The following is a 24,431-nucleotide window of genomic DNA, read 5'->3' on the forward strand; positions in this document are numbered from 1 at the left end:
TTTTATAGTCCATGAACGGCAAAATAGGCGCGCGCGTTTCGCGCGTCTTCGGCGATGGCGGCAGTCAGGGAAGGGAGGTCAGGAAATTTTTCTTCGTCCCGCAGCTTGTGCAGGAATTCGACACGCACGAGTTTACCGTATGCGTTGACGGTCTCGTCGAGCAGGTGCGCTTCCAGCAGCACGCGGCCGCGGTCTTCGACGGTCGGGCGCACGCCCAGACTGGCCACCGCCGGCAAGGCGCGCTCGGCCAGGCCATAGACCTGCACCACATAGATGCCGGAACGGGCCGCGCAGCGCTCGGCCACCCGCAGGTTCATGGTCGGATAGCCCAGCGTGCGGCCGAGCTTCTGGCCGTGGATCACGTGGCCGCTGATATGGAAGGGATGGCCCAGCAGGTGGCGGGCGCGGTCCAGGTCGCCCACGGCCAGGGCGGTGCGCACCTCCGAGCTGGAAATGCGGTGGCCGTGGCGGTCGGTGATGTCGGCCAGGGTCTGCACCTCAAAGCCATGGCGCAGGCCGGCCTCGCGCAGCAGGTCGATGTCGCCGCTGCGCTTGTGGCCAAAGCGGAAATCCTCGCCCACCAGCAGCCATCGGGTGTCCAGGCCGCGCACCAGCAGGTTCTCGATGAAGGCGTTGGCCGACATTTCCGCCAGGCGGGCGTTGAAGCGTTCGACCACGACCTGCGATACGCCGTAGCGCGCCAGCGCCGCCAGCTTGTCGCGCAGCCCGGAAATACGGGTGGGCGCCAACTCGGGACGCTGGTTCAGGGTGGCGAAGTATTCGCGCGGGTGGGGTTCGAAGGTCATCACGGCCGGGGTCAGCCCGCGCTCGCGCGCGACCTGGCAGACCCGCGCCAGCATGGCCTGGTGTCCGCGGTGGACGCCGTCGAAATTGCCGATGGTCAGCGCGCTGGGGGCGCGCTGGGCGGGCGGCGGAAGGGATCGGTAGATGCGCAGCGGTGGTTTCACGAGCGAGAGTTTACAATTTTGGGTTACGGGATTGTTCGTCATCCCCAATTTGGATCGCTCATCTTGCCGGAAACCTCTTCTTCACCGCGCCGCCTCGTCATCCTGATATCGGGACGCGGCAGCAACATGCAGGCCCTGGTTCAGGCCTGTCGCCAGCAAGGCTGGCCGGCCACCATCGCCGCCGTGATCGCCAGCCGGCCCGACGCCGCCGGCCTGGAATGGGCCGCCGCCCAGGGCATTGCCACCGCGGCGCTGTACCACAAGGACTATGCCAGCCGCGAAGCCTTCGACGCCGCGCTGGCCACGGAAATCGACCTGCACGCCCCGGACTACGTCATCCTGGCCGGCTTCATGCGGGTGCTGACTCCCGGCTTCGTCAACCATTACAGCGGCCGCCTGGTCAACATCCATCCGTCGCTGCTGCCGGCGTTCCCGGGCCTGCACACGCACGCCCAGGCGCTGGCCACCGGCGTGCGGGTGCATGGCTGCACCGTGCATTTCGTGACGCCGGTGCTGGACCACGGTCCCATCATCGCCCAGGGCTGCGTGCCGGTCCTGGCCGGCGATACCCCCGAGCAGTTGGCCCAGCGCGTACTGGAGGTCGAACACCGGGCTTTTCCGGCCGCCGTGCGTTGGCTGGCCGAGGGCCGGGTTACCCTGACGAATGACCACCGGGTGGACGTGCTGGGTAATCCTGACCGCCTGTTCACCTGGTCCGCGGCGGCCTGAGCCGACGCCAGCCGCGCAGCCGGGCCGCCGACGGCCCTGAATCGCATTTATCGGGTGGCACGTGTCCACCCCACTGGAATACACCATGAGCAAACCTCAATCTCCGCGTTCCCGTCCGGCCGCCGCCGGCGCGCGCACCACCGAAGGGCGCGACGGCCGGTCCTTCTTCTCGCGCCCCAAGGGCGAAGCCCGCACCGCCCAGGAGCGCGCGCCGCGCCCCGAGCGTGCCGCCAGCGGCCGTGAAGGCCGCGAAGGCCGTCCGGACGAGCGCCGCGACAGCCGCCCCACCCCGCGTCCGTCCTATGACGCGCCGCGCGGCGAAGGCCGTGGCGAACGCGGTTCCTTCGGCGGCGACCGGCGCGAAGGCTCGGGCCGCCCGACGCCGCGCCCTTCCTATGACGCGCCGCGTGGCGAACGCGGCTCGTACGGCTCGGATCGCCGTGAAGGTCAAGGCCAAGGCCGTGGCGGTGAACGGGGTTCCTTTGGTTCGGACCGCCGCGAAGGCTACGGCCGTCCGGATTCACGCCCCTCCTATGACTCCCCGCGTGGCGAAGGCCGTGGCGGCGAGCGCGGCTCCTTCGGTTCGGACCGCCGCGAAGGCCAGGGCCGTCCGGACTCCCGTCCGTCCTACGGCGCTCCGCGTGGCGAAGGCCGTGGCGGCGAGCGCGGCTCCTTCGGTTCGGATCGCCGCGAAGGCCAGGGCCGTCCGGATTCGCGTCCGTCCTACGGCGCTCCGCGTGGCGAAGGCCGCGATGGTGAGCGCGGCTCCCGCGGCTCCGACCGCCGCGAAGGCCACGGCCAGCGTGACGCCGCCCCGCAGAAGCCCCAATTCAACCGGCCGCGCCTGTCGTACGCCGCCAGCCGCATCGACCAGGTGCAGCGCGTGCTGGGCGAGATCCTGCAATGGACCTACCCGGCCGACGCTGCTCTGTCGCACTGGCTGCGTGGCCATCCCGGCCTGGGCGCGCGCGACCGCTCGGAAGTGGCCGAAGCGGTCTACGACGTGCTGCGCCACCTGCGCCGCTACCGCCAGTTCGGCGAAAGCGGCGTCGGGCCGGCCTCGCGCCGCCTGGCCATCCTGGGCCTGGCCGCCACGCTGGGCAGGGAAACGCTCCAGGAAGGCCTGGATCCAGCCGAGGCCGAATGGCTCCAGCGGGTACTGCAGATCGACCTGGCGACGCTGCCGCGCGCTGTCCGCGGCAGCATCCCCGACTGGCTCGACGAGCGCCTGGGCGCCATGGACAGCCCGGAAACGCTGATCGAGGCGCTCAACCGCCAGGCCAGCCTGGATCTGCGCGTCAACCCGCTCAAGGTTGAGCGCGACGCCATGCTGGCCGAGCTGCAACAAAGCGCCGGCCGCTACGAGCCCGTGGCTATGCCGTACTCGCCCTGGGGCATCCGCATGGAGGGCCGTCCGGCCATCAACCGCTGGCCGCAGTTCGAGAACGGCAGCATCGAGGTGCAGGACGAGGGCAGCCAACTGCTGGCCCTGCTGGTGGCGCCGCGCCGCGGCGAAATGATCATCGACTTCTGCGCTGGCGCCGGCGGCAAGACCCTGTTGCTGGGCGCGCTGATGCGTTCCACCGGCCGCCTCTACGCCTTCGACGTCTCGGCCGCCCGCCTGGCGCGCGCCAAGCCGCGTTTTGCCCGCAGCGGCCTGTCCAATGTGGTGCCGGTGGCGATCGACAGCGAGAACGACGCCCGCGTCAAGCGCCTGGCCGGCAAGGCCCAGCGCGTCCTGGTTGACGCCCCATGCAGCGGTATCGGCACACTGCGCCGCAACCCCGACCTGAAATGGCGCCAGCATCCCGAGGCGCTGGCCGAACTGGGCCAGTTGCAGGAACGCATCCTCAACAGCGCCGCGCGCTGCGTTGCGCCCGGTGGCCGGCTGGTGTACGCCACCTGCAGCCTGCTGGCCGAAGAAAACGAGGTGCAGGCCGAACGCTTCCTGGCCAGTCATCCTGACTTCGAGCGCCTGGACGCGGCCGAGATCCTGGCGGGCCGTTGCGACAACCTGAAGCTGCAAGGGCCCTACGTCCAACTGCGTCCGGACGTCCACGGCACCGACGGCTTCTTCGCTGCCGTGTTCGAGCGCCGCAAGAAGGGCGCTGCCACGGCCGGGGCCGATACCGAGGCGCAGGTCGAGGCGGGCGCGCCGGTCGCCGCGGCGGAGGCCGCGGATGCCGAGGAAGCGGTCGCCGTGACGGCCGCCGTTGTTCAGGACAAGTCCGAAGCCTGAAGTGAAGCCGGCGGGCGCTCCCGCCGGCGGCGGGCCGCTGGGACGCGGGCCGCGCCCCGTCTGCGCCACGGGTCTGCCTGGGGTACGCGACTCGCGGATGGGCGGGCCGGCCCGCCCATCCGCTCAAGGGGCCGGGGCGATGCCGAGCGTGGCGCTGTAGCGCCGCGTTCCAATGGTCTTATTCTGGTATTTCACTTCCCAGGCCAGCGAATCAGCCCCGGGCTGGTTGGCCTGATAGACCAATTGCGCGATCGGCACTGTCTTATATGCGCAACGTCCGGAATCGCTGGACTGGCCGCGTGTCTGCACGATGGTGGCGGTGCCGAGCCGGGGGGGTTGGGTGATGGTGACGCGGGGCGCGCGCAAGGCCAGGCAGTCCGACCCGCGGATCTCGTAATAGGACGCCAGGACAGTTGTGTCCCCGGTTTTTAGCGACTGCGCGGCGACGGGCGCCGCCAGGGGCGCCAGCGCGATGGCCAAGGCGGCGGTGAAAGAGGGGCGGATATTTTTGCGGAACATCGGGCAGCGTCGGGAGCGGTGAGGGCGGATCGAAGTGTGCGCCAGGCGCGTGGCTGCCGCAAGACAGCGGCCCGCCTGACAGGAACTTTAATCGTGCTCGATGGCCAAATGCAGTGTCCGCATGATGGCGATTGCGCGCGCGGCAATGGGCCGGATGCCCCGTGAACGGGCCGCCGGACCGGCCGCAAGCTTGCCGTCAAATGGTCAAAAGCAGGGCTTAGTCCTTGATTTCCCTCAAAAACTATTTTGAAACCGCGTTGTCATAACGCGGCAAAGGTACGCTAAACTTTAGGTACTCTTCAAGCGAGGCTCATTACAGCTTTATGGATTACATCCTCTCCTTCATTGCCGGCGGTCTGACCCAAGCCTCTTGGTGGCAGATCGTCGTTTACACCCTGGTTCTGACGCACATCACCATTGTGGCCGTCACCGTCTTCCTGCACCGCAGTCAGGCGCACCGGGGCCTGGATCTGCATCCGGCCGTCATGCACTTCTTCCGCTTCTGGCTCTGGATGACGACCGGCATGGTCACCAAGGAATGGGTCGCCATCCACCGCAAGCACCACGCCAAGTGCGAAAAGGAAGGCGATCCTCATTCGCCCATCCTGTTCGGCATCTGGAAGGTGCTGTTCCGCGGCGCCGAGCTCTACCGCGAAGAATCCAACAACAAGGAAACCATGGCCAAGTTCGGTCACGGCACTCCTGATGACTGGCTCGAACGCAACGTCTACAGCAAGCACAGCCTGTGGGGCGTGCTGACCATGCTCGCCATCGACATCGCCCTGTTCGGCGCCATCGGCGTCACGGTGTGGGCGGTGCAGATGGCCTGGATTCCCTTCTGGGCGGCCGGCGTGGTCAACGGCATCGGCCACTACTGGGGCTACCGCAACTACAACAGCCCGGATACCAGCACCAACGTGTTCCCGTGGGGCATCGTGATCGGCGGCGAAGAGCTGCACAACAACCATCACGCCCACGGCACGTCGGCCAAGTTCTCGGCCAAGTGGTACGAGTTCGACATCGGCTGGTGCTACATCAACATCCTGAAGTTCCTGGGCCTGGCCAAGATCAAGAAGGTCGCGCCCAAGCTCAAGCTGGATGATTCCAAGACCGGCATCGACCTGCGCACCCTGCAAGGCGTGATCACGCACCGCTACGAAGTCATGGCCCGCTACGCGGACGTGATCAAGAGCGCCGCCCGCGAGGAACTCGCCAAGCTGAAGGCCGCGCGCCAGGACGGCAATGCCGATTGCGGCTGGACCAACCTGCACAAGGTGCGCCGCGCCATCCACCGCAACGAGGAGATCCTCCCGCCGGAACAGCTCGAAGCCGTGGACAAGGCCATCGCCCAGAACAAGTCGCTGTCGACGCTGGTGCAGATGCGCCGCGAACTCGGCCGCATCTGGGAAAGCTCCAGCGCCAGCAGCGAACAGCTCCTCCATGATCTGCAGGCCTGGTGCCAGCGCGCCCAGCAAAGCGGCATCGCCGGGCTCGAGCAATTCGCTCAACGTCTGCGCCGCTACGCGGCATGATGCTAGAGAAGCTCAACCCTGAACAACGCGCCGCAGTAACGTTAGAACCGCAGCACGCCCTGGTCCTGGCCGGGGCGGGCAGCGGCAAGACCCGGGTGCTCACCACCCGCATGGCCTGGCTGATTCAAACCGGCCAGGCCTCGCCTTTTGGGCTGCTGGCGGTCACGTTCACCAACAAGGCCGCCCGCGAAATGCTGGCGCGCATGTCGGCCATCCTGCCGATCGATACGCGCGGCCTGTGGATCGGCACCTTCCACGGCCTGTGCAACCGCATGCTGCGCGCGCATCATCGCGATGCGGGCCTGCCGCAGTCCTTCCAGATCCTCGATGTCACCGACCAGCTCGCCGCCATCAAGCGGCTGATGAAGGCCAACGGCGTCGACGACGAAAAATTTCCGCCGCGCGACGTGCAGCGCTTCATCAACGGCGCCAAGGAAGAGGGCCTGCGCCCGGCCGACGTCGAAGCCTATGACGCGCACCGCCGCCGTCTGATCGAGATCTACCAGCTCTACGAGGCCCAGTGCCAGCGCGAAGGCGTGGTCGATTTCGCCGAGCTGCTGCTGCGCGCCTACGAACTGCTGTCGCGCAACGCGCCGGTGCGCGAGCACTACCAGCGCCGCTTCCGCCATATCCTGGTCGACGAGTTCCAGGACACCAACACGCTGCAATACAAGTGGCTGCGGCTGCTGGCCGGCGGTGGCGCGGCGATCTTCGCCGTGGGTGACGACGATCAGTCCATCTACGCGTTCCGCGGCGCCAACGTCGGCAACATGGCCGACTTCGAGCGCGACTACGCGCACGGCACGGTCATCCGCCTGGAGCAGAACTACCGCTCGTATGGCCACATCCTGGATTCCGCCAACGCGCTCATCGGCCACAACAGCGGCCGCCTGGGCAAGAATCTCTGGACCGACCAGGGCGAAGGCGAGCCGGTGCGCGTCATCGAGCAGCCCTCGGACGGCATGGAAGCGCAATGGATCGTCGACGAGATCCGCGCGCTGATCAACGAGGGCAGCCTGCGCCGCGAGATCGCCGTGCTGTACCGCAGCAACGCGCAGTCACGCGTGATCGAGCACGCCATCTTCTCGGCCGGCATTCCCTACAAGGTCTACGGCGGCCTGCGCTTCTTCGAGCGCCAGGAAATCAAGCACGCGCTGGCCTACCTGCGCCTGATGGCCAACCCGCACGACGATACCTCGTGGATGCGCGTGGTCAATTTCCCGACGCGCGGCATCGGCGCGCGCACCCTCGAACAACTGGCCGACGCGGCCCGCGCCCATGACTCCAGCCTGTATGCGGCGGTGGCGCTGGTGGCCGGCAAGGGGGGCTCCAACCTGGCCCAGTTCGCCCAGTTGATCCATCGCATGATCGAGGAAACGCGCGACCTGCCGCTGCCCGAAATGGTCGAGCACATGCTCGAGGCCAGCGGCCTGAACGCGCATTACAAGGCCGAGCGCGAAGGCGCCGAACGCCTCGAGAACCTGAACGAGCTGATCACCGCCGCGGCGGTGTTCGCCTCCGAGGAAAACTACGACGGCCTGCCGGCGGGCGTGGTGCCGGCGCAGGACACCTCCAGCACGCTGATGCCCGGCGTGGTCGATGCGGCGCCGGTGGTGTCCGATGGCCTGACGCCGTTGGCGGCCTTCCTGTCGCACGCCGCGCTCGAAGCCGGCGACAACCAGGCCCAGCAAGGCCAGGACGCCGTCCAGCTCATGACCGTCCACGCAGCCAAGGGCCTGGAGTTCGACGCCGTCTTCATCACCGGCCTCGAGGAAGGCCTGTTCCCGCACGAGAACAGCATCCTGGAGCAATCCGGCCTGGAAGAAGAGCGCCGCCTCATGTACGTGGCGATCACCCGCGCGCGCCAGCGCCTGTACATCAGCCTGGCGCAAAGCCGCATGCTGCATGGCCAGACGCGCTACGCCATGCGTTCGCGCTTCCTCGACGAGATTCCCGAGCAGCACCTGAAGTGGCTGTCGCCCAAGGCCGGCCTGGCGCCCGCCCTCAGCGCCGGCGGCGGCTGGAACGGCAATCGTGGCGATGCGTTCGGCCGCAAGCCCACCCACACCATTGCGCCGCGTCAACCGCGCGGCACGGCGTCCGGCGTCACCGTGGGCGACAAGCAGTATCGTGTGGGACAGGGCGTGCATCACGCGCGCTTCGGCGACGGCACCATCGTCAGCCTGAGCGGCGCGGGGCAGGACGCGCAGGCGGAAATCCATTTCCGCGATGTCGGCGCCAAGACGCTGGCGCTGGGCATTGCCAAGCTGGATATCGTTCAAGGTTGAAAGACATGGCCAATCAAGATTCCCCGAAAGCCGAACTGGCATCGCTGCGCGCCGAGATCGATGAAATCGACCAGCAGATCATCCTGTTGCTCGGTGTGCGTTTCCGCTGCACGGACATGATCGGTGAGCTCAAGCAGGCCAACGACATGGATCTGGTGGATCCGGTGCGCGAAGAGCAGCAGATCCAGCGCATCCGGCGCCTGGCCGAAGAGGCCGGCGTGCCGCCCGCCCTGGCCGAGACCATCCTGCGCGAAGTGATCGACACCGTGGTCGATCATCACACGCGTCTGCGCGAGCGTCCGTACTCGTGACGCGCGGCTGAGCGCCGTTGTCCGCTAGGGCGCGGCCTGACTGCGCCGTGAATGCCGATGGCCGCGACGATGTCGCGGCCGTTCTTTTTTCCGGTGCGGCGCGGGCCCGGCCGATGGCACTACAACGTCTTCAAGAATGCCAGCAGAGCCTCGATCTCGTCCGGACTGAGATCCAGCGGCTTGATGTGTTCCGACTTGCGCGGGGCGGGCGGGTCTCGGGGATCGGCCGGCGGCGCTTCGCGGCCCATGCCGGCGTTGTACATGCGTAGTAGCCCCCTCAGATCCGGAAACAGTCCGTTGTGCATCCACGGGCCCGCCCGCGCCACGTTGCGCAGGCTGGGCGTGCGGAACTTGCCCAGGTCGGCCGGATCACGCGTCACTTCATAGCGCCCCAGATCCTGGTTGCGGCGGCCATAGAACGATAGCCCGATGTTGTGGAACTGGTGATCGGTGAGCAGCGGGCCGTTGTGGCAGTTCATGCAGCGCGCCTTGGTGCGGAACAGGTGCAGGCCCAGCAACTCGGCATCGTCCAGCGCGCCGGGGCCGCTGGCCAGAAACGCGTCGAAGCGCGTCTTTTCCGGCCGCAAAGAGGCCACGTAGGCGGCCAGCGCGCGCGCCAGGCGGTCGGCGTCGAGCGCCGACGTGGCGGCCGTTGCATTCGTAGCCGCGGTTGCCGCCGGCTTTGCCGCCGTCGAAGCCATTGACGCCGGGCCCGCCGCCGTTGCCGGCTCGCCGAACGCTTCAAGGAACCGGGCGGGATATCCCTCGCTTTCCCGCAGCCGCGCCACCGCGCCGGCGGCGTCGTGGTTCATCTCGCGGGGATCGTGCAGCGGCCCCAGCACCTGTTCCTTGAGACTGGCCGCGCGCCCGTCCCAGAACAGCTTGGGCGCGAACGGCGCGGCATACAACGGCGTGGAGCGGCGCCGGCCCATCAACTGGTCCTCGCCGACCGCCAGCGGCCGGCCGTCGGTGAAAGCCCGCTGGGGCTGGTGACAGGAGGCGCAGGACACCAGCCCCTTGCGCGACAGGCGGCCGTCGAAGAACAGCATCTGTCCCAACGCCACGATCGCGGGCCGCGCCACGTCGGCGGCCAGTTCCGCCTGACCGGGGTTGGCGGCGACCCATTGCAGCGGTGGCGAAGTGACCGGCGGCACTGGCGCCCATTCGTTCCAGCGCACGCCGGCATCGATGGCGGGCGCCGGCCAACGCGCGGCGGGCCCGGCATAGTGCTCGCGCAGGCAGGCAATGTTCCACGCCGCCGCTAGCCGGCACGTGACGGCGCTGACTCCGGTGCCGGTCGCGGTGTCGGATGGGATGCCGGAGGTGACGCCGGGCGCGGCAGCGGACGCGCTGCCGGATGCGGTCGCGGGTGCGATATTGAGCGGGAGAACGGGCGGGGTATCGGGTGCAGCGCTCGGCGCAATGTTTGGCGCGGTCGCCGGGGCCGGCTGGCCCGATGCCATCGATACATGGGCCGGCAGGGCCGCCAGCGCGACGGCATGCAGCAAGGCGGCCAAGGTGTTCAGCCGGGGTCTGGTGTTGCCACGCAAAGGCATCGATACGTTCCGTGTCGCGTTGAGGTCAGACGTAGGACGCAGCGACGGTGGTGATCCCTCAGTGTGCAATCGATGAATAATCTATATGGACTTCAATTGATTGATTGGCGGGGGCTTTGGCCGATGCCCCGACCGCTCTTGCCGCGCGGCCGGCGTGTCACGCGTCCAGGATGTGGAACGCCCCGTCCGGATCCCGTTCGACGATGCTCCGCCGCTCGTCATCCGAGAGCAGGGGTTCGAGGATGTAATCGATATAAGCCTCGCCATCGGCCGCCACCTTGATGCAGCCGGCACTGTCGCCTGTCACTGCGTAGCCGCTGTAGGCCTCGGCGTCGAGCACCAGCGCGCCCGGGCAGGGCTCGGGATAGGTGGCCGTCAGCCGACGCGTGTCGTCGGTGATGTGCGCGCGGTAGCGTTCCAGGGCCGCGTCCTTGCACAACAGCGGCCCGCCCCGGCCGCCGTGATGCATGATGAAGACGAATTCCCCCAGCGTCATGTCGTCAGGAATGTGGCGATTGGTGGCGGGGCTGTTGTACCAGGACATGTAGACCGCGAGGTCGTTGTAGAACGCGGTGATCTGGTTGCACGGCGCGTGCTTGTCGCCGAGGGCGTGGTGGTGCTCGCGCCAGGTTTCCTCGGTGTACCCGAACAGGCCGCAGGCGCTGGAGCCGGCGTCGGCGTCTCGCGGCGAGGCGCCAAACGCCGACTCGATATAGGCAATGTCGGCCGCGATCTGGATGGCCGGCGGACTGACGCCACGCTGCCGGCCGTGATCCACGATGGTGGCCTTGACTACGGTCTGGGATCGGCTCAATGCCATGTGCATGCTCCTGCGTTGCGGCGCGCGCGGTGCGGCGCGACGATGCGCCGTGGCCGAAGGGGTCATGGAGATGGTAGGGATCTAGCCGGCGAGGCTCCAGGGCAGGCGGTCTGATTTGTGGTCAGAAGCGGTAGCCGACCTGCAGCCACAGTTCGCGTCCGGATTGATAGGTATCGGGGCTGGTTCTTCTTCTGGGATTGCTGGGCGCGACCGCCGGCATCCGGTTCAACAGATTCAGGACTTCAACCGTCAACTCCAGCCTCTGGATGACAGGCGGCTGCCACGTCAGCTTGGTGTCCCAGGTCCAGTACGACGCCATATCCGCCGATTTGTAGCGATCCAGCAGCGCGGGCGCCGGGCCACGGCCGTCATAGACGGTTGCCGCGCGCCGGCCGCGCCAGTTCAGCATGTTGCTCCAGGTGACGCCGGCGCTGGGGTAGGCGCCGATCAGGGTCAACGTGGCAACCTGGGGCTGGTAGAAGGAGGTGGGCGGCAGGTCGAGGGCGCGAATCTCGGCGTTGTTGTAGATGACGCGCTCGTCGGGGTCGCGCGCGTCGCCGTCGTAGCCCTCAACCAGATCGTTGTTGGTCTTGCGCTTCTGCCAGCCCCATGTGGCCACCAGGTTCCAGCGGGTCTTGCCGACGCGCCAGGGCTCCAGGGTCTTGAGCATGACGTGGATGCTGTCCGTGGTGGATCCGCCGTCGTTGGTGTAGCGATAGCGATAGGGGTCGTCGCTGGCGATGCGCCGCCGGGTCCATTGATCCCGGCCGTTGCGGCGCACGTAATTGATCCTGCCTTCGACGCTGGCGATGCGCTGGCGCAACGAGACGGCCCATTCGTCGTCATGCGGCATGCGCAGCCCCGCATACTCGGTCATGTACGGCTTGGGGCCACGGTCGACAGGGTTGCCTCTGCCGTCGATCTCCAGGCGGGACAGCCGTTGGCGTTCAGCCCAGAGAGCGGTCTGCAGTACTTCGGCGCCGAAGTAGCGTGACCAGCCCGCGCTCAAGAGCGTATTGTCCGAACCGAACATGTCCCAATCCAGGCGGGTGCGGGGCGCAAAGTTGCCGCTGTGCAGGAAGCTCTCGTGGTCATAGCGCAGTCCCGCGTCCAGGGCCAGTCTGCGCCATTCAATGCGATCGGACAGATACAGGCTTTCCCGGTGGTACTTCACGTCGACGGTGCCAGGCAGATTGTGCGTCTTGCTGCGATCCGTGTAGGTGCCGTCGGCGCGGTGGACGCGGTTCAGGGAATACGAATCCTGGAAGCGCTTGAATCCGGCATTGATCTGGTGGAGATCGACGCCCGCATAGGCGATATGGGTGAGCGCGCCGGTGCGCAGTGGATCGAGGTCGACGCGGCTCTTGACCGACCAGGTGTCCTGTTCGGTCTGTTCCCGGCCAAAGCCGCCGCTGGTGTATTGGGGCAGCGGCAAAACAACGTGGGTCACCAATTCGTTGTCGGGAGATTTGCGATTGCTCAGGGCATGATCCCAGCCGGCCTTGAGGGTGATCAGTCCGCCCGGGAAGAGGCGCTCCAGGTTGCCGTTCAGTCCATAGGCGCGATGATTGTGATCCCAATGGGTATGGCGGAAGATATCGCTGGCCAGCGTTTCGCGCCGGTCGCTGTATTTCAGGATGAGGTCGGCGGTCGTCTCGGCGTTGGCCTGCACGCTGAACTTGCCCAGGAAGTTATCGATGTGGTCGCGATAGTTGTTGCGGTTGTAGATGATTTGTCTGCCGGTCTCATCCACGCTCAGGAGCGCGCGGGTTATCTGGGACTGCCGCTGCGACATGGCAAGGACCATGCCGGCCTTGTCGTTGACCGCGATGTCACTGATGGCGGAGTAAAACTGCTTTTTCCATTGGGGCGAGAAACCGGGCTTGCCCTGTGCCCAAGCGTTCTCTTCGCCAGGGGCGATTCGCTGCCGGGTCATGTTGGAAGTGTTCCAGCGGTAATCCAGCTTCAGTCCGTTTTTGCCAGAGAACCGGCGTAGCTGTGCATCGACCACGCCGCCGGTGAAACTGCCGTACTCCGCCGGCACGAAACTGTCGTAGACATGGACGTCTTCGAGCAGGCTGGTATCGATGAAGTAGGACTGCGAGTTGCTCGGCACGTTGCCAATCTGCAGGTTGAGGTTTTTGCTGGCCGGATTCACCCGGTTGGTCGCGTCCATGCCGTCTATCCGGAACAGATTCTGATAGGGGCTGGCGCCGTAGAACGAAATTTCCTCGACATCCAGCGAGCCACGATTCTGCGACCCCGCCGCGCCCGGATTCGTCCGCACCGCCGGGTGGGTCGCCACCAATGTGCTCAAGTCGCGGTTGGATGAGGGCGTTTGCGCGATCTCCTCGCGGCTGTAGACGCGTTCGCCGATCTGTTCGCCATAGACGCGCACCGGCTCCAGCCGCGATGCCGAGAAGGGGTTGGTCTTGTCGATGAAGACGATGTAGCGGCCCGGCCCGTCGGCGCGCAGCGTCAGTCCGGAACCGGCCAGCAGGCGGTTCAGGGCGGTCAGGGCAGAGTACTCGCCTTGCAGGGCGGGGGCGGTCTTGCCGGCCACCGCGGCCGGTGGGAACGAGATTTCCCGGCCGGATTGACGGCCCAGCGCGAGCAAGGCGTCGCCCAAAGGCTGCGCGGGCAGGTCATAGAGGCTGGCGCGGGCAGTGGGCGCGGCCAAGACGGGCGCGGCAAGCGCCAGCGCCGCGCAGAAGAGTGCAATCGACACATCGGGCCGGCGGCGCGGGCGGCGTTTGAGGGGGATGGGCATGCAAGCGTCCTTGACTGAGTGAAACCTGTCATAGGACGTGTTGGGAGCCCGTACCCCTCAACGCAGGGGCGATGGGGGGCGAAGAACTCGGACTGAACGAAGGCGGCGCCTCAGGCCGCGCTCGCCCTCAGAACCGATACCCCACCTGCAACCACAGCTCACGCCCCGACTGGAACGTGCTGCGGTTGGACTTCAGGTTCGGATTGCTGGCCGTGACCGCCGGCATGCGGTTCAGCAGGTTCAGCACTTCCACCGTGAATTCCAGGTTGCGCGCGAACGTCGGTTGCCACGCCAGCTTGGTGTCCCAGGTCCAGTACGACGGCAGTTCGCCGGATTCATAGCGGTCCAGGTAGTAGGGCCGGGGGCCGACGCCGACGTAGATGGTCGCATCGCGCTTGCTGCGCCAGTTCAGCTGGTTGCTCCAGGTCAGGCCCGCGCGCGGGTAGGCGCCGATCAGCGTGAGCGAGGCGACCTGGGGCTGGTAGAAGCTGCTGGGCGGCAGGTCGATGGCGCGGATCTCCGAGCCGTTGTAGATGACGCGCTCGTCGGGATCGCGCGCCTCGGCGGTGTAGCCGGTGACCAGGTCGCCGTTGGTCTTGCGCTTCTGCCAGCTCCAGGTGGCTTGCAGGTTCCAGCGCGTGTCGCCCAGGCGCCAGGGTTCCAGCGTGCGCAGCGTCAGGCTGACGCCGTCGGTGGTGGAGAAGCCGTCGTTGGCGTAGTGATAGCCGGAGGCTTGCGTGCCGTTCTTGGTCCACTGGTCGCGGCCATTGCGATGCACATAGCTCAGCAGGCCTTCGATGCCCGCCACGCGCTGGCGCAGCGACACGGCCCATTCGTCGTCGTACGGCATGCGCAGTCCGCGATAGTCGACAAAGTATTCTTTGCCGCCGTCGGCCACCGGGCGGCCTTTGCTGTCCAGCACCTGGCGCCGCAGGCGGCTGCGCTCGGCCTCGAGCGCGGTCTCCAGCACTTCGCCGCCGTAGTAGCGCGACCAGCCTGCGCTGAGCAGCGTGTCGCCGGCGCCGAACATATCCCATTCGAGGCGCGTGCGCGGGGCCAGGTTGGTGTTGCCCAGGAAGGTCTCGTGGTCGTAGCGCACGCCCAGGTCCAGCGCCAGCCGCCGCCACTCGATGCGGTCGGACAGGTAGAGGCCGGCCATGTGGTAATTCACGTTGACGCTGCCGGGCAGGTAGTGGACCTTGCTGAAATCCTGGTACTTGCCATTGGCGCCGTAGGCGCGGCGGTACGAATAGGAGTCCTGGAAGCGCTTGAAGCCGGCGTCGATCTGTTGCAGGTCGGCGCCCGCGTACAGACTGTGGCTGAAGATGCCGGTGCGCACCGGGTTCAGGTCGACACGGCCTTTGAGGGTCCAGGTGTCCTGCCGCGTCTGCTCCTTGCCGAAGCCGCCCGCGGTGTACTGCGGCAGCTTGTAGGGCTGGTAGGTCACCAGTTCGTCGCCGACCGATTGGCGGTCGCTGGCGGCGCGGTCCCAGCCGGCCTGCAACGTGACGCGGCCGCCCTGGAACAGGTGCTCCAGGTTGCCGCTCAGGCCGTAGGCGCCGTGGTTGTTGTCCCAGCGCGTGTCGCGGAACAGGTAGCTGGACAGTGTTTCGCGGCGGTCGCTGTACTTGACCGTCAGGTCGGCGGTGGTGTCGGCGCTGGCGCGCACACTGAACTTGCCCAGGAAGTTGTCGATGCGGTCGCGATAGCTGTCCTGGCCTTGGCGCGGCTGGCCCTTGTCGTCCACGCCCATGTTCCAGCGCGTGATGTCCGATTCGCGCCGCGACATGGCCAACACCACGCCGGCCTTGTCGCTGAAGGCGATATCGCCCACGGCGGTGTAGAAGCGCTTCTTCCACTCGGGCGAGTAGCCGGGCTGGCCTTGCGCCCAGCTGTTCTCTTCGCCCGGGGCCACCCGCTGCTGGGTCATCTTCGAGGTATTCCAGCGGTAATCCAGCCTAAGGTGGTTCTCGCCCGAAAAGCGGCGCAACCGCGCGTCGACCACGCCGCCGGTGAAACGGCCGTATTCCACCGGCACGAAGCTGTCATGGACGCGCACCGCTTCCAGCAGGCTGGTGTCGATGAAGTACGACTGCGGATTGCTGGGCACGTTGCCGACCTGCAGGTTCAGGTTCTTGCTGGCCGGGTCGACGCGGTTGGTGGCGTCGATGCCGTCGATCTGGAACAGGTTCTGGTAGGGGCTGGCGCCGTGGAAGGAGATGTCCTCGACGTTGAGCGAGCCGCGGTTCTGCGAGCCGGCCGCGCCCGGGTTGGTGCGCACCGCCGGATGGTTCGCCACCAGCGTGCTGAGGTCGTGGTTGGAGGAGGGCGTGGCGGCGATCTCTTCCTTGCCGTAGACGCGCTCGCCGGTCTGTTCGCCATAGACGCGCACCGGCTCCAGCCGCGAGGTCGAGAACGGGTTGGCCTTGTCGATGAAGACGATGTAGCGGCCCGGGCCGTCGGCGCGCAACGCCAGGCCCGAGCCGGCCAGCAGGCGCTCAAGGGCCAGCAGGGCGGAGTATTCGCCTTGCAGGGCGGGGGCGGTCTTGCCGGCCACGGCGGCTGGCGGGAACGAGATCTCCAGCCCGGACCGGCGGCCGAGCGCGAGCAGCGCGTCGCCCAGCGGCTGGGCGGGCATATCGAAACGCTGAGTGCGGGCGGGCGGCTGGGCCGCGGCGGGGGCGGGGGCGGCCAGAGTCAACATGAGGCATAACAGCGCGGCCGGGACGGAAGGCCGGCGTTTGCCGTCAAGAGGGAAAGGCATGAAAACGTCCTACGCGGTGGTGATGTCGGGGGTAGGACGCCACGCGGGACGAAATGCCTCATTGCAAAGTTGATGAATAATTTATATTGATTCTTATTTACCGATTGCCAAATGCCGCGCGGCGGATGTCTTGGCGCGCCGTTAGCGCAGGATCAACAGGCCGGGCAGGTCGGTGATGCGCACCTTGGTCTGCGCCAGCAGCAGGTCGAGCGCGCGCTTGGGGTCGGCGATGCCGGCCGTGCCGGACACGCGGGTGTTGCGCGCCCGCTCGCCCAGCACCAGGATGCGCTTGCCGGTGTAGCGCGCCAGTTGCGCGGCGGCAGCGGGCAAGGCGGTGTCGTTGAAGGCCAGCAGCCCTTCGCTCCAGGCGGGCGCGGACTCGGGCGGTGCCGGGTCGCGGCGCATGCCGGCGGCGCTGACGGCGATGCGTTGGCCGGGTTCCAGGATGCGCGCCTGGGCGTCGGCACAGGCCAGGCATTGCACCGCCACCTGGTGCGTGTAGACGGTGACGCGGGTCGCGTCGGGATCGCGCGTGACCGTGTAGCGGGTGCCCAAGGCCGTCGCGCGCGCGTTGGCGGTGACGACGGTGAAGGCGGGCCCAGCGGCGCGCCGCGGTGCGGCCTCGAACAACGCCTGGCCTGCCAACAGGCGCACTTCGCGCTTGTCCGGCCCGAAGTCCAAGGCGATGGCCGAGTGCGCGTCCAGGATGGCGCGGGAGCCGTCGGGCAGGGCGACGCGCAGCGGCTGCGTGCCGCTGGCGTAGTCGGCGCCAGGTTGGAAGTCGCGCAACGTGTAGGCGGCCAGGCCGCCGGCCGCGATGAGCGCCAAGGCCAGCGCCGTGCGGCGCTTGCGCGGTGGGCGCGCCGCCAGCTTGCCGCGATCGATCTGGCCCATGCGGCGCCAGACGCGCGCCAAGCGCTCGTAGGCGGCGGCATGGCGCGGGTCGGCGTGATACCAGGCATCGAATTCGGCTTGCGCCTGCGGATCCAGCGGCTGGCCGCTGTGGCGGATGACCCAGTGCGAGGCCTGCTCGTCGGCCGACGGGGCCTTGCCGCGAACGCTGGCCTTGCTCACGCCGACAAGGCCTGGTCGCAGGCCAGCAGAATGCGCATCATGTGTTTCTCGACCGCGCTGACCGAGATGGCAAGACGTTCGGCGATGGCGCCGTAGGTCAGCCCGTCGTGCCGATGCAGCACGAACACGTCGAGGCTGCGGCGCGGCTGGCGCAGCAGGGCGGATTCGAGCCGGCGCAGCAACTGGTTGGCCGAGGCCACTTCGAGCGTGTCGGCCTCGAAGGCCGGCGGTTGCGCCGCCGCGTAGTGGGCGGCCACGTTCAGTTCGCGGCTGCGGCGCCGGTGCCAGTCGGTGGCGATGTTGGCCGCCACGCGAAAGACATAGGCGCGGTCGTTGTCCGGCAGCGTCTTGTCCTTGAATTCGGCCAGCTTGATCCACGTGTCCTGGGCGCAATCCTGCGCCACGTCGCGCGAGCCCGTGCGCATGGCGAGAAAGCCCAGCACCTCGCGGTAGTGCCGGAGAAATACATCGGTAAGCGAAGACATGTCGCTGACGCCCCGCGTCAGATAGAGTCAGATTCGCCGCAAATTATAAATGATAATTATTATTGTTATTGAGTATTGCGTGCCAATGGCTAGGGCGGACGGCCCATGCCGTCCGCCCCCGAGTCAGGCTTCGCCTTGCTCGATCTCTTCCAGCGCGCCCTGCAGTTCGAGCCACTGTTCTTCCAGCGTCTGCATGCGCTTGCCGTGCTCGCCATGCTCGGCCATGACCTTCTGGCGTTCCGCCCGGCGCGCGTCGGAATACAGATCCGGGTCGGCGATGACTGCGTCGAGCGCCTGCAGCTTGGCGCGCAGTTTTTCCATTTCGGCCTCGACCTTGGCCAGCTTGGCTTCCAGCGGCTTGCGCAAGGCCGACAGGCGCTGGCGTTGTTCGGCCTCGGCGCGCCGTTGCGCCTTGCGGTCGATCACGGCCTCGCCGTTCTCGGCGTTTTCGCGGGCCGCTTCGGCGCGCTCGCCGGCGTTGCGGGCCGCCAGCCAGTCGCGGTAGTCCTCCAGGTCGCCGTCGAACTCGCGCACGGCGCCGTCGGCGACGATCCAGAAGCTGTCCACGGTGGTGCGCAGCAGGTGGCGATCGTGCGACACCAGCAGCATGCTGCCGCCGAATTCGGCCAGCGCGGCGGCCAGGGCCTCGCGCGTTTCGACGTCCAGGTGGTTGCTGGGTTCGTCCAGCAGCAGCAGGTTGGGCTTTTGCCACACGATCAGCGACAGCGCCAGGCGGGCTTTCTCGCCGCCCGACATCGGGCCGACCTTGCTGTTGACCGTGTCGCCCGAGAAGCCGAAGCCGCCCAGGTAGTTGCGCAGTTCCTGCTCGCGCGTGTCCGGCGACAGCCGCGCCAGATGGGCCAGCGGCGTGCTGTCCACATCCAGCATGTCGAGCTGGTGCTGGTGGAAGTAGCCGATCGCCAGCCCGCGCGAGGCGCGGCGCTCGCCCGCCTGCACCGGCAGTTCTTCCGCCAGGGTCTTGATCAGCGTGCTCTTGCCGGCGCCGTTGGCGCCCAGCACGCCGACGCGGCTGCCGGCGCGCACCATCAGTGTCACGTCGCGCAGGATCGGCACGGCATTGCCGGCGGCGTCGGTGTAGCCGGCCGACAGATGCTCCAGTGTCAGCAGCGGGTCCGGCACCTGATCGGGCGAGGGGATGCGGATGTCGATGCCAGCCTCGGCGTGCAGCGGCGCCAGCACCTGCATTCGCGCCAGGGCCTTGACCCGGCTCTGGGCCTGTTTGGCCTTGGAGGCCTTGGCCTTGAAACGGTCGATGAAGCCTTGCAGGCGCGCGGCTTCGCGCGTCTGGCGCTCATAGGCGATGTTGGTCTGGCGCAGGCGCTCGGCGCGCTGCGTCAGGAAATCGCCGTAGCCACCGCGGTAGCGCACCAGCTTGGCGTGGTCGAAATGCAGGATGGACTTGGCCACCGCGTCCAGGAACTCGGTGTCGTGGGAGATCAGCATGACGGTGCCGGGGTAGGCGGCCAGCCATTTCTCCAGCCACAGCATGGCGTCCAGATCCAGGTGGTTGGTGGGCTCGTCCAGCAGCAGCAGTTCGGACGGCGCCATCAGCGCGCGCGCCAGCGCCAGGCGCATGCGCCAGCCGCCGGAAAAGCTCGCCACCGGCTGGCTCCATTCGGCCGGCTTGAAGCCCAGGCCCGCCAACAACTGTTCGGCGCGCGAGGCCGCGCTCCAGGCGCCGGCCTCGACCAGCGCCGCTTCGACTTCGGCGATCTGCGTGCCCTGGTCGTCGGTGAGTTCGGCGCGGCGCGCCTGCAGCGCGCGCAGCGGCGTGTCGCCGTCGATGACGAATTCGCGCGCGGGGCGGTCGTCGGCGTGCAGTTCCTGTTCGACGCTGGCGATGCGCCAGCCGGCCGGCAGCGCCAGGTTGCCGGCGTCCAGGTCCAGCGCGCCGGTCAGCAGCGCGAACAGCGATGACTTGCCGGCGCCGTTCTTGCCGACGATGCCGACGCGTTCGCCCGGGTGCACCACGAATTCGGCGTCGTCCAGCAGCACCTTGGTGCCGCGGCGAAGGGTCAATCCAGAGGCGCGGATCACGTTGTCAACTGCTCGCGGGTCAGCAGCAGCAACTGATCCGACGCTTCGGCCGTATCCAGCCACACCGGCGACAGTTCAGGAAAGGCGGCTTCGAAGAAGTCGCGCTCGTGGCCGATCTCCAGCACCAGCACGCCGTTTTCCGACAGGTAGCGCGGGGCCGCCCCCAGGATGCGGCGCACCAGGTCCATGCCGTCGGCGCCGCCGGCCAGGGCCAGGCGCGGCTCGTGGCGGTATTCCTGCGGCAGCGCGTCCATCGAGCCGCTGTTGACGTAGGGCGGATTGCAGATGATCACGTCGTACTGGCGCTCGGGCAGGCTGTCGAACAGGTCGCTCTGGCGCAGCGTCAGCCGGTCGCCCAGGCCGTAGTCGTCGACGTTGCGGCGGGCGACCTCGAGCGCGTCGGGCGATACGTCGACCGCGTCCACCTGCGCATAGGGGAAGGCCAGGGCCGCCAGGATCGCCAGGCAGCCCGAGCCGGTGCACATGTCCAGCACGCTGTCGACGGCCTGCGCGTCCTGCACCCAGGGCGACAGGCCTTCGTCCAGCAGCTCCGCGATGGGCGAGCGCGGCACGATGACGCGCGCGTCCACGTAGAAGCGATGCCCGCGCAGCCAGGCCTCGTTGGTGAGATAGGCGGCTGGCACGCGCTCGGTGACGCGGCGGTCGATCAGGTCCAGCACGCGGTTGCGCTCTTCGCTGAGCACGCGGGCGTCCAGGAAGGGCTCCAGCGTGTCCAGCGGCAGGTGCAGCGCGTGCAGAACCAGGTAGACCGTCTCGTCCCAGGCGTTGTCGCTGCCGTGTCCCAGCGCCACCTGGGCGGCGTTCAGGCGCGATACGCCGTAGCGGATCAGGTCGCGCAGGGTCAGCAGTTCTTGGCGGGCGGATTGATACATGAGGGGCTTTTTACTTGGCGGGCAGGAGGTTTTCCAGCGTGCGCCGATAGATGTTTTTCAACGGCTCCAGCGAGGCCAGCTCGATGCGCTCGTTGACCTTGTGGATCGTGGCGTTGCACGGGCCGAACTCGATGACCTGCGGGCAGATCTTGGCGATGAAGCGGCCGTCGGACGTGCCGCCGGTGGTCGACAGCTCGGCCGTCACGCCGGTTTCGTCGCGGATGGCCTTGACCAGCGCATCGGTCAGCGAACCGCGCGGGGTCAGGAAGGGCTCGCCGCCCAGTTCCCAGTCCAGCGTGTATTCCAGGCCATGGCGGTCCAGCACTTCGTGCACCCGCGCCTTAAGGCCTTCCGGCGTGCTGGCGGTGGAGAAGCGGAAGTTGAACAGCGCCACCGCCTCGCCTGGCACCACGTTGGTGGCGCCCGTGCCCGAGTTCAGGTTCGAGACCTGGAACGTGGTCGGCGGGAAGTACTCGTTGCCCTGGTCCCATTCGATCGCGACGATCTCGGCCAACGCCGGCGCGAGCTGGTGCACCGGATTGCGCGCCAGATGCGGGTAGGCCACATGGCCCTGGATGCCCTTGACCGTGAGCGTGCCCGACAGCGAGCCGCGGCGGCCGTTCTTGCAGGTGTCGCCGAGCACCTCGCCCGAGGTGGGTTCGCCGACGATGCAGTAGTCCATCTGCTCGCCACGCGCCTTGAGCGCGTCACAGACGATGGCGGTGCCGTCGATCGACGGGCCTTCCTCGTCGGAGGTGATCAACAGGGCGATCGAGCCGCCGTGCCGCGGGTTGGCGGCCACGAATTCCTCGGCCGCCACCACGAACGCGGCGATCGAGCTTTTCATGTCGGCGGCGCCGCGGCCGTACAGGTAGCCGTCGCGCTCGGTGGGCACGAACGGGTCGCTTTCCCACTTCTCGCGCGGGCCCGGCGGCACCACGTCGGTGTGGCCGGCGAAGACCGCCAGCGGCGCCGTGTCGCCACGGCGCGCCCACAGGTTGGTGACACCGCCCTGGGCGATGGTTTCGCAGGTGAAGCCGATGCGCGCCAGGCGCGCGGCCAGCGTCGCCTGGCAATCGGCGTCCGCCGGGGTGACCGACGGACGGGCGATCAGGTCCTTGACCAGATCCAGAACCACCGAGGGAGGTTGGCCCTCCTGCCGCTGCGCGGCTGCCTCCCCAAGGGAGGGTGCACGCCCTTCGGGCGGCCGTGCGGTCGTGCGCATTACGCCCTCAGCAGATCGTTGATGCTGGTCTTGGCGCGGGTCTGCGCGTCGACACGCTTGACGATGACGGCGCAGGCCAGGCTGTGCGAGCCGTCGGCCGAGGGCAGCGAGCCTGGCACCACCACCGAACCCGACGGCACGCGGCCGTAGGTGACCTTGCCCGTGGCGCGGTCATAGATCTTGGTGCTTTGCGACAGGTACACGCCCATGGCCAGCACCGAGTTCTCTTCGACGATCACGCCTTCGACCACTTCCGAGCGGGCGCCGATGAAGCAGTTGTCTTCGATGATGGTGGGGTTGGCCTGCAGCGGCTCGAGCACGCCACCGATGCCGACGCCGCCGGACAGGTGGACGTTCTTGCCGATCTGGGCGCACGAACCGACGGTGGCCCAGGTGTCGACCATGGTGCCTTCATCGACGTAGGCGCCGATGTTGACGTACGAGGGCATCAGCACCACGTTGCGGCCGATGAAGGCGCCGCGGCGGGCCACGGCGGGCGGCACCACGCGGTAGCCGCCTTGCTTGAAGGCGTTGTCGCCGTATTCCGAGAACTTGAGCGGCACCTTGTCGTAGAACTGCAGCGGAGCCTGGCCCATGATGGCGTTGTCGTACAGGCGGAACGACAGCAGCACGGCCTTCTTGATCCACTGGTGCACGACCCAGTCGTCGTTGATTTTCTCGGCCACGCGCAGGCGGCCCAGATCCAGCCCGTCGATGGTGTGCTCGACGGCTTCGCGCACTTCGGCGCTGGCGTCGGCAGGCGACAGGTTGGCCCGGTCGTCCCAGGCTTTTTCGATGGTGGTCTGCAGGTCGAGAGTCATAGCGGCTCAGCTTTTGAAAAAAGGTTGATCAAACAGAAGTATGGACGAAATGGGCGATGCGTTCGGCCGCCTGCACGCAGTCGGCCAGGGGCGCCACCAGGGCCAGGCGGATGCGTCCCTCTCCCGGATTCACGCCGTGCGCCTCGCGCGCCAGGAAACTGCCCGGCAGCACGGTAACACCGGTACGGCCGTAAAGGTCGCGCACGAACGCGGTATCCGAGCCCGGGGTGGCCGCCCACAGGTAGAACGAGGCCTGCGGACGCGAGACCTCCAGCACGTTCTGCAGGATCGGCAGCACGGCGTCGAATTTCTCGCGGTACAGGCGGCGGTTGTCCTTGACGTGGGCTTCGTCGGTCCAGGCGGCGATGCTGGCGGCCGACACCAGCGGGCTCATGGCGCTGCCATGGTAGGTGCGGTACAGCAGGAAGCGGCCGATCAATCTGGCGTCACCGGCCACGAAGCCCGAGCGCAGGCCCGGCACGTTGGAACGCTTGGACAGGCTGGAGAACGCCACCAGGTTGCGGTAGTCGTCACGGCCCAGGCGGCGCGCCGCCTGCAGGCCGCCCAGTGGCGGATTGCCTTCGTCCAGGTAGATCTCGGAATAGCACTCGTCGGAGGCGATCACGAAGCCGTGGCGGTCGGACAGCGCGAACAGGTCCTCCCATTCGTCCAACGACATGACGTTGCCGGCCGGGTTGCCGGGCGAGCACACGAACACCAGCCGGGTCTTTTTCCAGACCTCGTCCGGCACCTGGTTCCAGTCGCAAGCGAAGTTACGCAACGCGTCCGCGTTGACGTAGTAGGGCGTGGCGCCGGCCAGCAGCGTGGCGCCCTCGTAGATCTGGTAGAACGGGTTGGGGCAGATCACCACCGATCCGGCCGACGGATCGATGACGGTCTGGGTGAAGGCGAACAACGCCTCGCGCGAGCCCAGCGCCGGCAGCACCTGGGTCTCGGCGTCGGGCGCCGGGATGCTGTAGCGCCGCGCCAACCACTGGGCGATGGCCTGGCGCAGCGCGGGATCGCCCTTGGTTGACGGATAGACCGACAAGCCGCCAAGATGGTCGCGGATGGCTTGCCCGACGCGTTCCGGCGCGGCGTGCTTGGGCTCCCCGATCGACAGATTGATGGGGGTCGGGCCGTTCGGTTGCACGCTGGCCGAGGCCAGCAGGGCGCGCAATTTTTCGAACGGGTAGGGGTGCAGGGCATCGAGGCGCGGATTCATGACGCAAGATTTTAACAAGCAAGCTACAATAGCGGGCTTGGCCTATTGCGAAGGTGGCGAAATTGGTAGACGCACCAGGTTTAGGTCCTGACGCCGTAACAGGTGTAGGGGTTCGAGTCCCCTCCTTCGCACCAACTCCATTTCTGGCCCAGGC

Annotated in this window: 19 protein-coding genes and 1 tRNA gene; 7 read left to right on the forward strand and 13 right to left on the reverse strand. The window is 67.5% G+C overall.

Going from position 1 to position 24,431, the window contains the following annotated elements; genetic code table 11:
* Positions 1-2 precede the first annotated feature (2 nt).
* Positions 3-968 (reverse strand): bifunctional riboflavin kinase/FAD synthetase, encoded by a 966-nt coding sequence (locus tag ACN6O8_RS19080; protein WP_427992569.1) that lies wholly within the window; start codon positions 966-968, stop codon positions 3-5.
* 126 nt (positions 969-1,094) lie between these two features.
* Between ACN6O8_RS19080 and purN the strand changes: the two genes are divergently transcribed.
* The gene (gene purN / locus ACN6O8_RS19085) at positions 1,095-1,697 is read left to right on the forward strand and encodes a phosphoribosylglycinamide formyltransferase (RefSeq protein ID WP_427992570.1); all 603 of its coding nucleotides are present in this window, start codon (positions 1,095-1,097) and stop codon (positions 1,695-1,697) included.
* An 883-nt stretch (positions 1,698-2,580) separates the two neighbouring features.
* Positions 2,581-3,936, forward strand: a complete 1,356-nt coding sequence (locus tag ACN6O8_RS19090; protein ID WP_427992818.1) for an RsmB/NOP family class I SAM-dependent RNA methyltransferase — start codon at positions 2,581-2,583, stop codon at positions 3,934-3,936.
* Between the two features lie 123 nt (positions 3,937-4,059).
* Here the strand turns inward: ACN6O8_RS19090 and ACN6O8_RS19095 are convergent, their stop codons facing one another.
* Entirely contained in the window at positions 4,060-4,455 is a 396-nt protein-coding gene (locus ACN6O8_RS19095; RefSeq protein ID WP_427992571.1) for a hypothetical protein, read from the reverse strand.
* Between the two features lie 323 nt (positions 4,456-4,778).
* Here ACN6O8_RS19095 and ACN6O8_RS19100 point away from each other — a divergent pair, with 323 nt between their 5' ends.
* Genes ACN6O8_RS19100 through ACN6O8_RS19110 form a run of 3 tightly spaced genes read left to right on the forward strand, consistent with a single transcriptional unit; the run spans position 4,779 to position 8,586 of the window.
* Entirely contained in the window at positions 4,779-5,987 is a 1,209-nt protein-coding gene (locus ACN6O8_RS19100) for a DesA family fatty acid desaturase (protein WP_427992572.1), read from the forward strand.
* The gene (locus ACN6O8_RS19105) at positions 5,984-8,275 is read left to right on the forward strand and encodes a UvrD-helicase domain-containing protein (RefSeq protein WP_427992573.1); all 2,292 of its coding nucleotides are present in this window, start codon (positions 5,984-5,986) and stop codon (positions 8,273-8,275) included. The genes ACN6O8_RS19100 and ACN6O8_RS19105 overlap by 4 nt, the downstream gene beginning before the upstream one ends.
* Positions 8,276-8,280: 5 nt before the next feature.
* Entirely contained in the window at positions 8,281-8,586 is a 306-nt protein-coding gene (locus tag ACN6O8_RS19110; protein WP_427992574.1) for a chorismate mutase, read from the forward strand.
* Positions 8,587-8,705: 119 nt separating this feature from the next.
* Here the strand turns inward: ACN6O8_RS19110 and ACN6O8_RS19115 are convergent, their stop codons facing one another.
* Entirely contained in the window at positions 8,706-9,764 is a 1,059-nt protein-coding gene (locus ACN6O8_RS19115; RefSeq protein WP_427992575.1) for a cytochrome-c peroxidase, read from the reverse strand.
* A 67-nt stretch (positions 9,765-9,831) separates the two neighbouring features.
* On the opposite strand from ACN6O8_RS19115, the gene ACN6O8_RS19120 reads away from it, so the two are divergent.
* Positions 9,832-10,218, forward strand: a complete 387-nt coding sequence (locus ACN6O8_RS19120) for a hypothetical protein (RefSeq protein ID WP_427992576.1) — start codon at positions 9,832-9,834, stop codon at positions 10,216-10,218.
* Positions 10,219-10,299: 81 nt separating this feature from the next.
* Here the strand turns inward: ACN6O8_RS19120 and ACN6O8_RS19125 are convergent, their stop codons facing one another.
* From ACN6O8_RS19125 to dapC, 10 genes are all read right to left on the reverse strand, one after another.
* Complete coding sequence (locus ACN6O8_RS19125; RefSeq protein ID WP_427992577.1) at positions 10,300-10,962, reverse strand: hypothetical protein; 663 nt, start codon at positions 10,960-10,962, stop codon at positions 10,300-10,302.
* A gap of 121 nt (positions 10,963-11,083) precedes the next feature.
* Positions 11,084-13,732 carry a secretin and TonB N-terminal domain-containing protein gene (locus tag ACN6O8_RS19130; protein ID WP_427992578.1) on the reverse strand — a complete coding sequence of 883 codons (2,649 nt, stop codon included), beginning with the start codon at positions 13,730-13,732 and terminating at the stop codon, positions 11,084-11,086.
* 127 nt (positions 13,733-13,859) lie between these two features.
* The gene (locus ACN6O8_RS19135; protein ID WP_427992579.1) at positions 13,860-16,436 is read right to left on the reverse strand and encodes a TonB-dependent receptor plug domain-containing protein; all 2,577 of its coding nucleotides are present in this window, start codon (positions 16,434-16,436) and stop codon (positions 13,860-13,862) included.
* Between the two features lie 201 nt (positions 16,437-16,637).
* Complete coding sequence (locus ACN6O8_RS19140; protein WP_427992580.1) at positions 16,638-17,570, reverse strand: FecR family protein; 933 nt, start codon at positions 17,568-17,570, stop codon at positions 16,638-16,640.
* Positions 17,567-18,055: an RNA polymerase sigma factor gene (locus ACN6O8_RS19145; protein WP_427992581.1), complete on the reverse strand. Its 489-nt coding sequence runs from the start codon at positions 18,053-18,055 to the stop codon at positions 17,567-17,569. The genes ACN6O8_RS19140 and ACN6O8_RS19145 overlap by 4 nt, the downstream gene beginning before the upstream one ends.
* Positions 18,056-18,178: 123 nt before the next feature.
* Positions 18,179-20,113 carry an ABC-F family ATP-binding cassette domain-containing protein gene (locus ACN6O8_RS19150; protein WP_427992582.1) on the reverse strand — a complete coding sequence of 645 codons (1,935 nt, stop codon included), beginning with the start codon at positions 20,111-20,113 and terminating at the stop codon, positions 18,179-18,181.
* Positions 20,110-21,006: a 50S ribosomal protein L3 N(5)-glutamine methyltransferase gene (gene prmB, locus ACN6O8_RS19155; RefSeq protein WP_427992583.1), complete on the reverse strand. Its 897-nt coding sequence runs from the start codon at positions 21,004-21,006 to the stop codon at positions 20,110-20,112. The genes ACN6O8_RS19150 and prmB overlap by 4 nt, the downstream gene beginning before the upstream one ends.
* A 10-nt stretch (positions 21,007-21,016) precedes the next feature.
* Positions 21,017-22,144 carry a succinyl-diaminopimelate desuccinylase gene (dapE, locus tag ACN6O8_RS19160; protein WP_427992584.1) on the reverse strand — a complete coding sequence of 376 codons (1,128 nt, stop codon included), beginning with the start codon at positions 22,142-22,144 and terminating at the stop codon, positions 21,017-21,019.
* An 86-nt stretch (positions 22,145-22,230) separates the two neighbouring features.
* On the reverse strand, positions 22,231-23,052 hold the full coding sequence (gene dapD, locus ACN6O8_RS19165) for a 2,3,4,5-tetrahydropyridine-2,6-dicarboxylate N-succinyltransferase (RefSeq protein ID WP_427992585.1): 822 nt from the start codon (positions 23,050-23,052) through the stop codon (positions 22,231-22,233).
* Between the two features lie 28 nt (positions 23,053-23,080).
* Positions 23,081-24,277: a succinyldiaminopimelate transaminase gene (dapC, locus tag ACN6O8_RS19170; RefSeq protein WP_427992586.1), complete on the reverse strand. Its 1,197-nt coding sequence runs from the start codon at positions 24,275-24,277 to the stop codon at positions 23,081-23,083.
* Between the two features lie 47 nt (positions 24,278-24,324).
* On the opposite strand from dapC, the gene ACN6O8_RS19175 reads away from it, so the two are divergent.
* Positions 24,325-24,411 (forward strand) — tRNA-Leu (locus ACN6O8_RS19175).
* Positions 24,412-24,431: the final 20 nt, after the last annotated feature.

Source organism: Achromobacter sp., from assembly GCF_050285565.1.
Lineage (GTDB): Bacteria > Pseudomonadota > Gammaproteobacteria > Burkholderiales > Burkholderiaceae_B > Achromobacter.

Excerpts from the sequence above, each read along its gene's own strand:
- ACN6O8_RS19110 (WP_427992574.1), top strand. The coding sequence starts at position 8,281 with ATGGCCAATCAAGATTCCCCGAAAGCCGAACTGGCATCGCTGCGCGCC.
- ACN6O8_RS19145 (WP_427992581.1), bottom strand. The coding sequence starts at position 18,055 with ATGTCTTCGCTTACCGATGTATTTCTCCGGCACTACCGCGAGGTGCTG.
- ACN6O8_RS19105 (WP_427992573.1), top strand. The coding sequence starts at position 5,984 with ATGATGCTAGAGAAGCTCAACCCTGAACAACGCGCCGCAGTAACGTTA.
- dapC (WP_427992586.1), bottom strand. The coding sequence starts at position 24,277 with ATGAATCCGCGCCTCGATGCCCTGCACCCCTACCCGTTCGAAAAATTG.
- ACN6O8_RS19125 (WP_427992577.1), bottom strand. The coding sequence starts at position 10,962 with ATGGCATTGAGCCGATCCCAGACCGTAGTCAAGGCCACCATCGTGGAT.
- dapD (WP_427992585.1), bottom strand. The coding sequence starts at position 23,052 with ATGACTCTCGACCTGCAGACCACCATCGAAAAAGCCTGGGACGACCGG.
- ACN6O8_RS19135 (WP_427992579.1), bottom strand. The coding sequence starts at position 16,436 with ATGTTGACTCTGGCCGCCCCCGCCCCCGCCGCGGCCCAGCCGCCCGCC.
- ACN6O8_RS19100 (WP_427992572.1), top strand. The coding sequence starts at position 4,779 with ATGGATTACATCCTCTCCTTCATTGCCGGCGGTCTGACCCAAGCCTCT.
- ACN6O8_RS19120 (WP_427992576.1), top strand. The coding sequence starts at position 9,832 with ATGTTCCACGCCGCCGCTAGCCGGCACGTGACGGCGCTGACTCCGGTG.
- purN (WP_427992570.1), top strand. The coding sequence starts at position 1,095 with ATGCAGGCCCTGGTTCAGGCCTGTCGCCAGCAAGGCTGGCCGGCCACC.
- ACN6O8_RS19095 (WP_427992571.1), bottom strand. The coding sequence starts at position 4,455 with ATGTTCCGCAAAAATATCCGCCCCTCTTTCACCGCCGCCTTGGCCATC.
- ACN6O8_RS19130 (WP_427992578.1), bottom strand. The coding sequence starts at position 13,732 with ATGCCCATCCCCCTCAAACGCCGCCCGCGCCGCCGGCCCGATGTGTCG.
- prmB (WP_427992583.1), bottom strand. The coding sequence starts at position 21,006 with ATGTATCAATCCGCCCGCCAAGAACTGCTGACCCTGCGCGACCTGATC.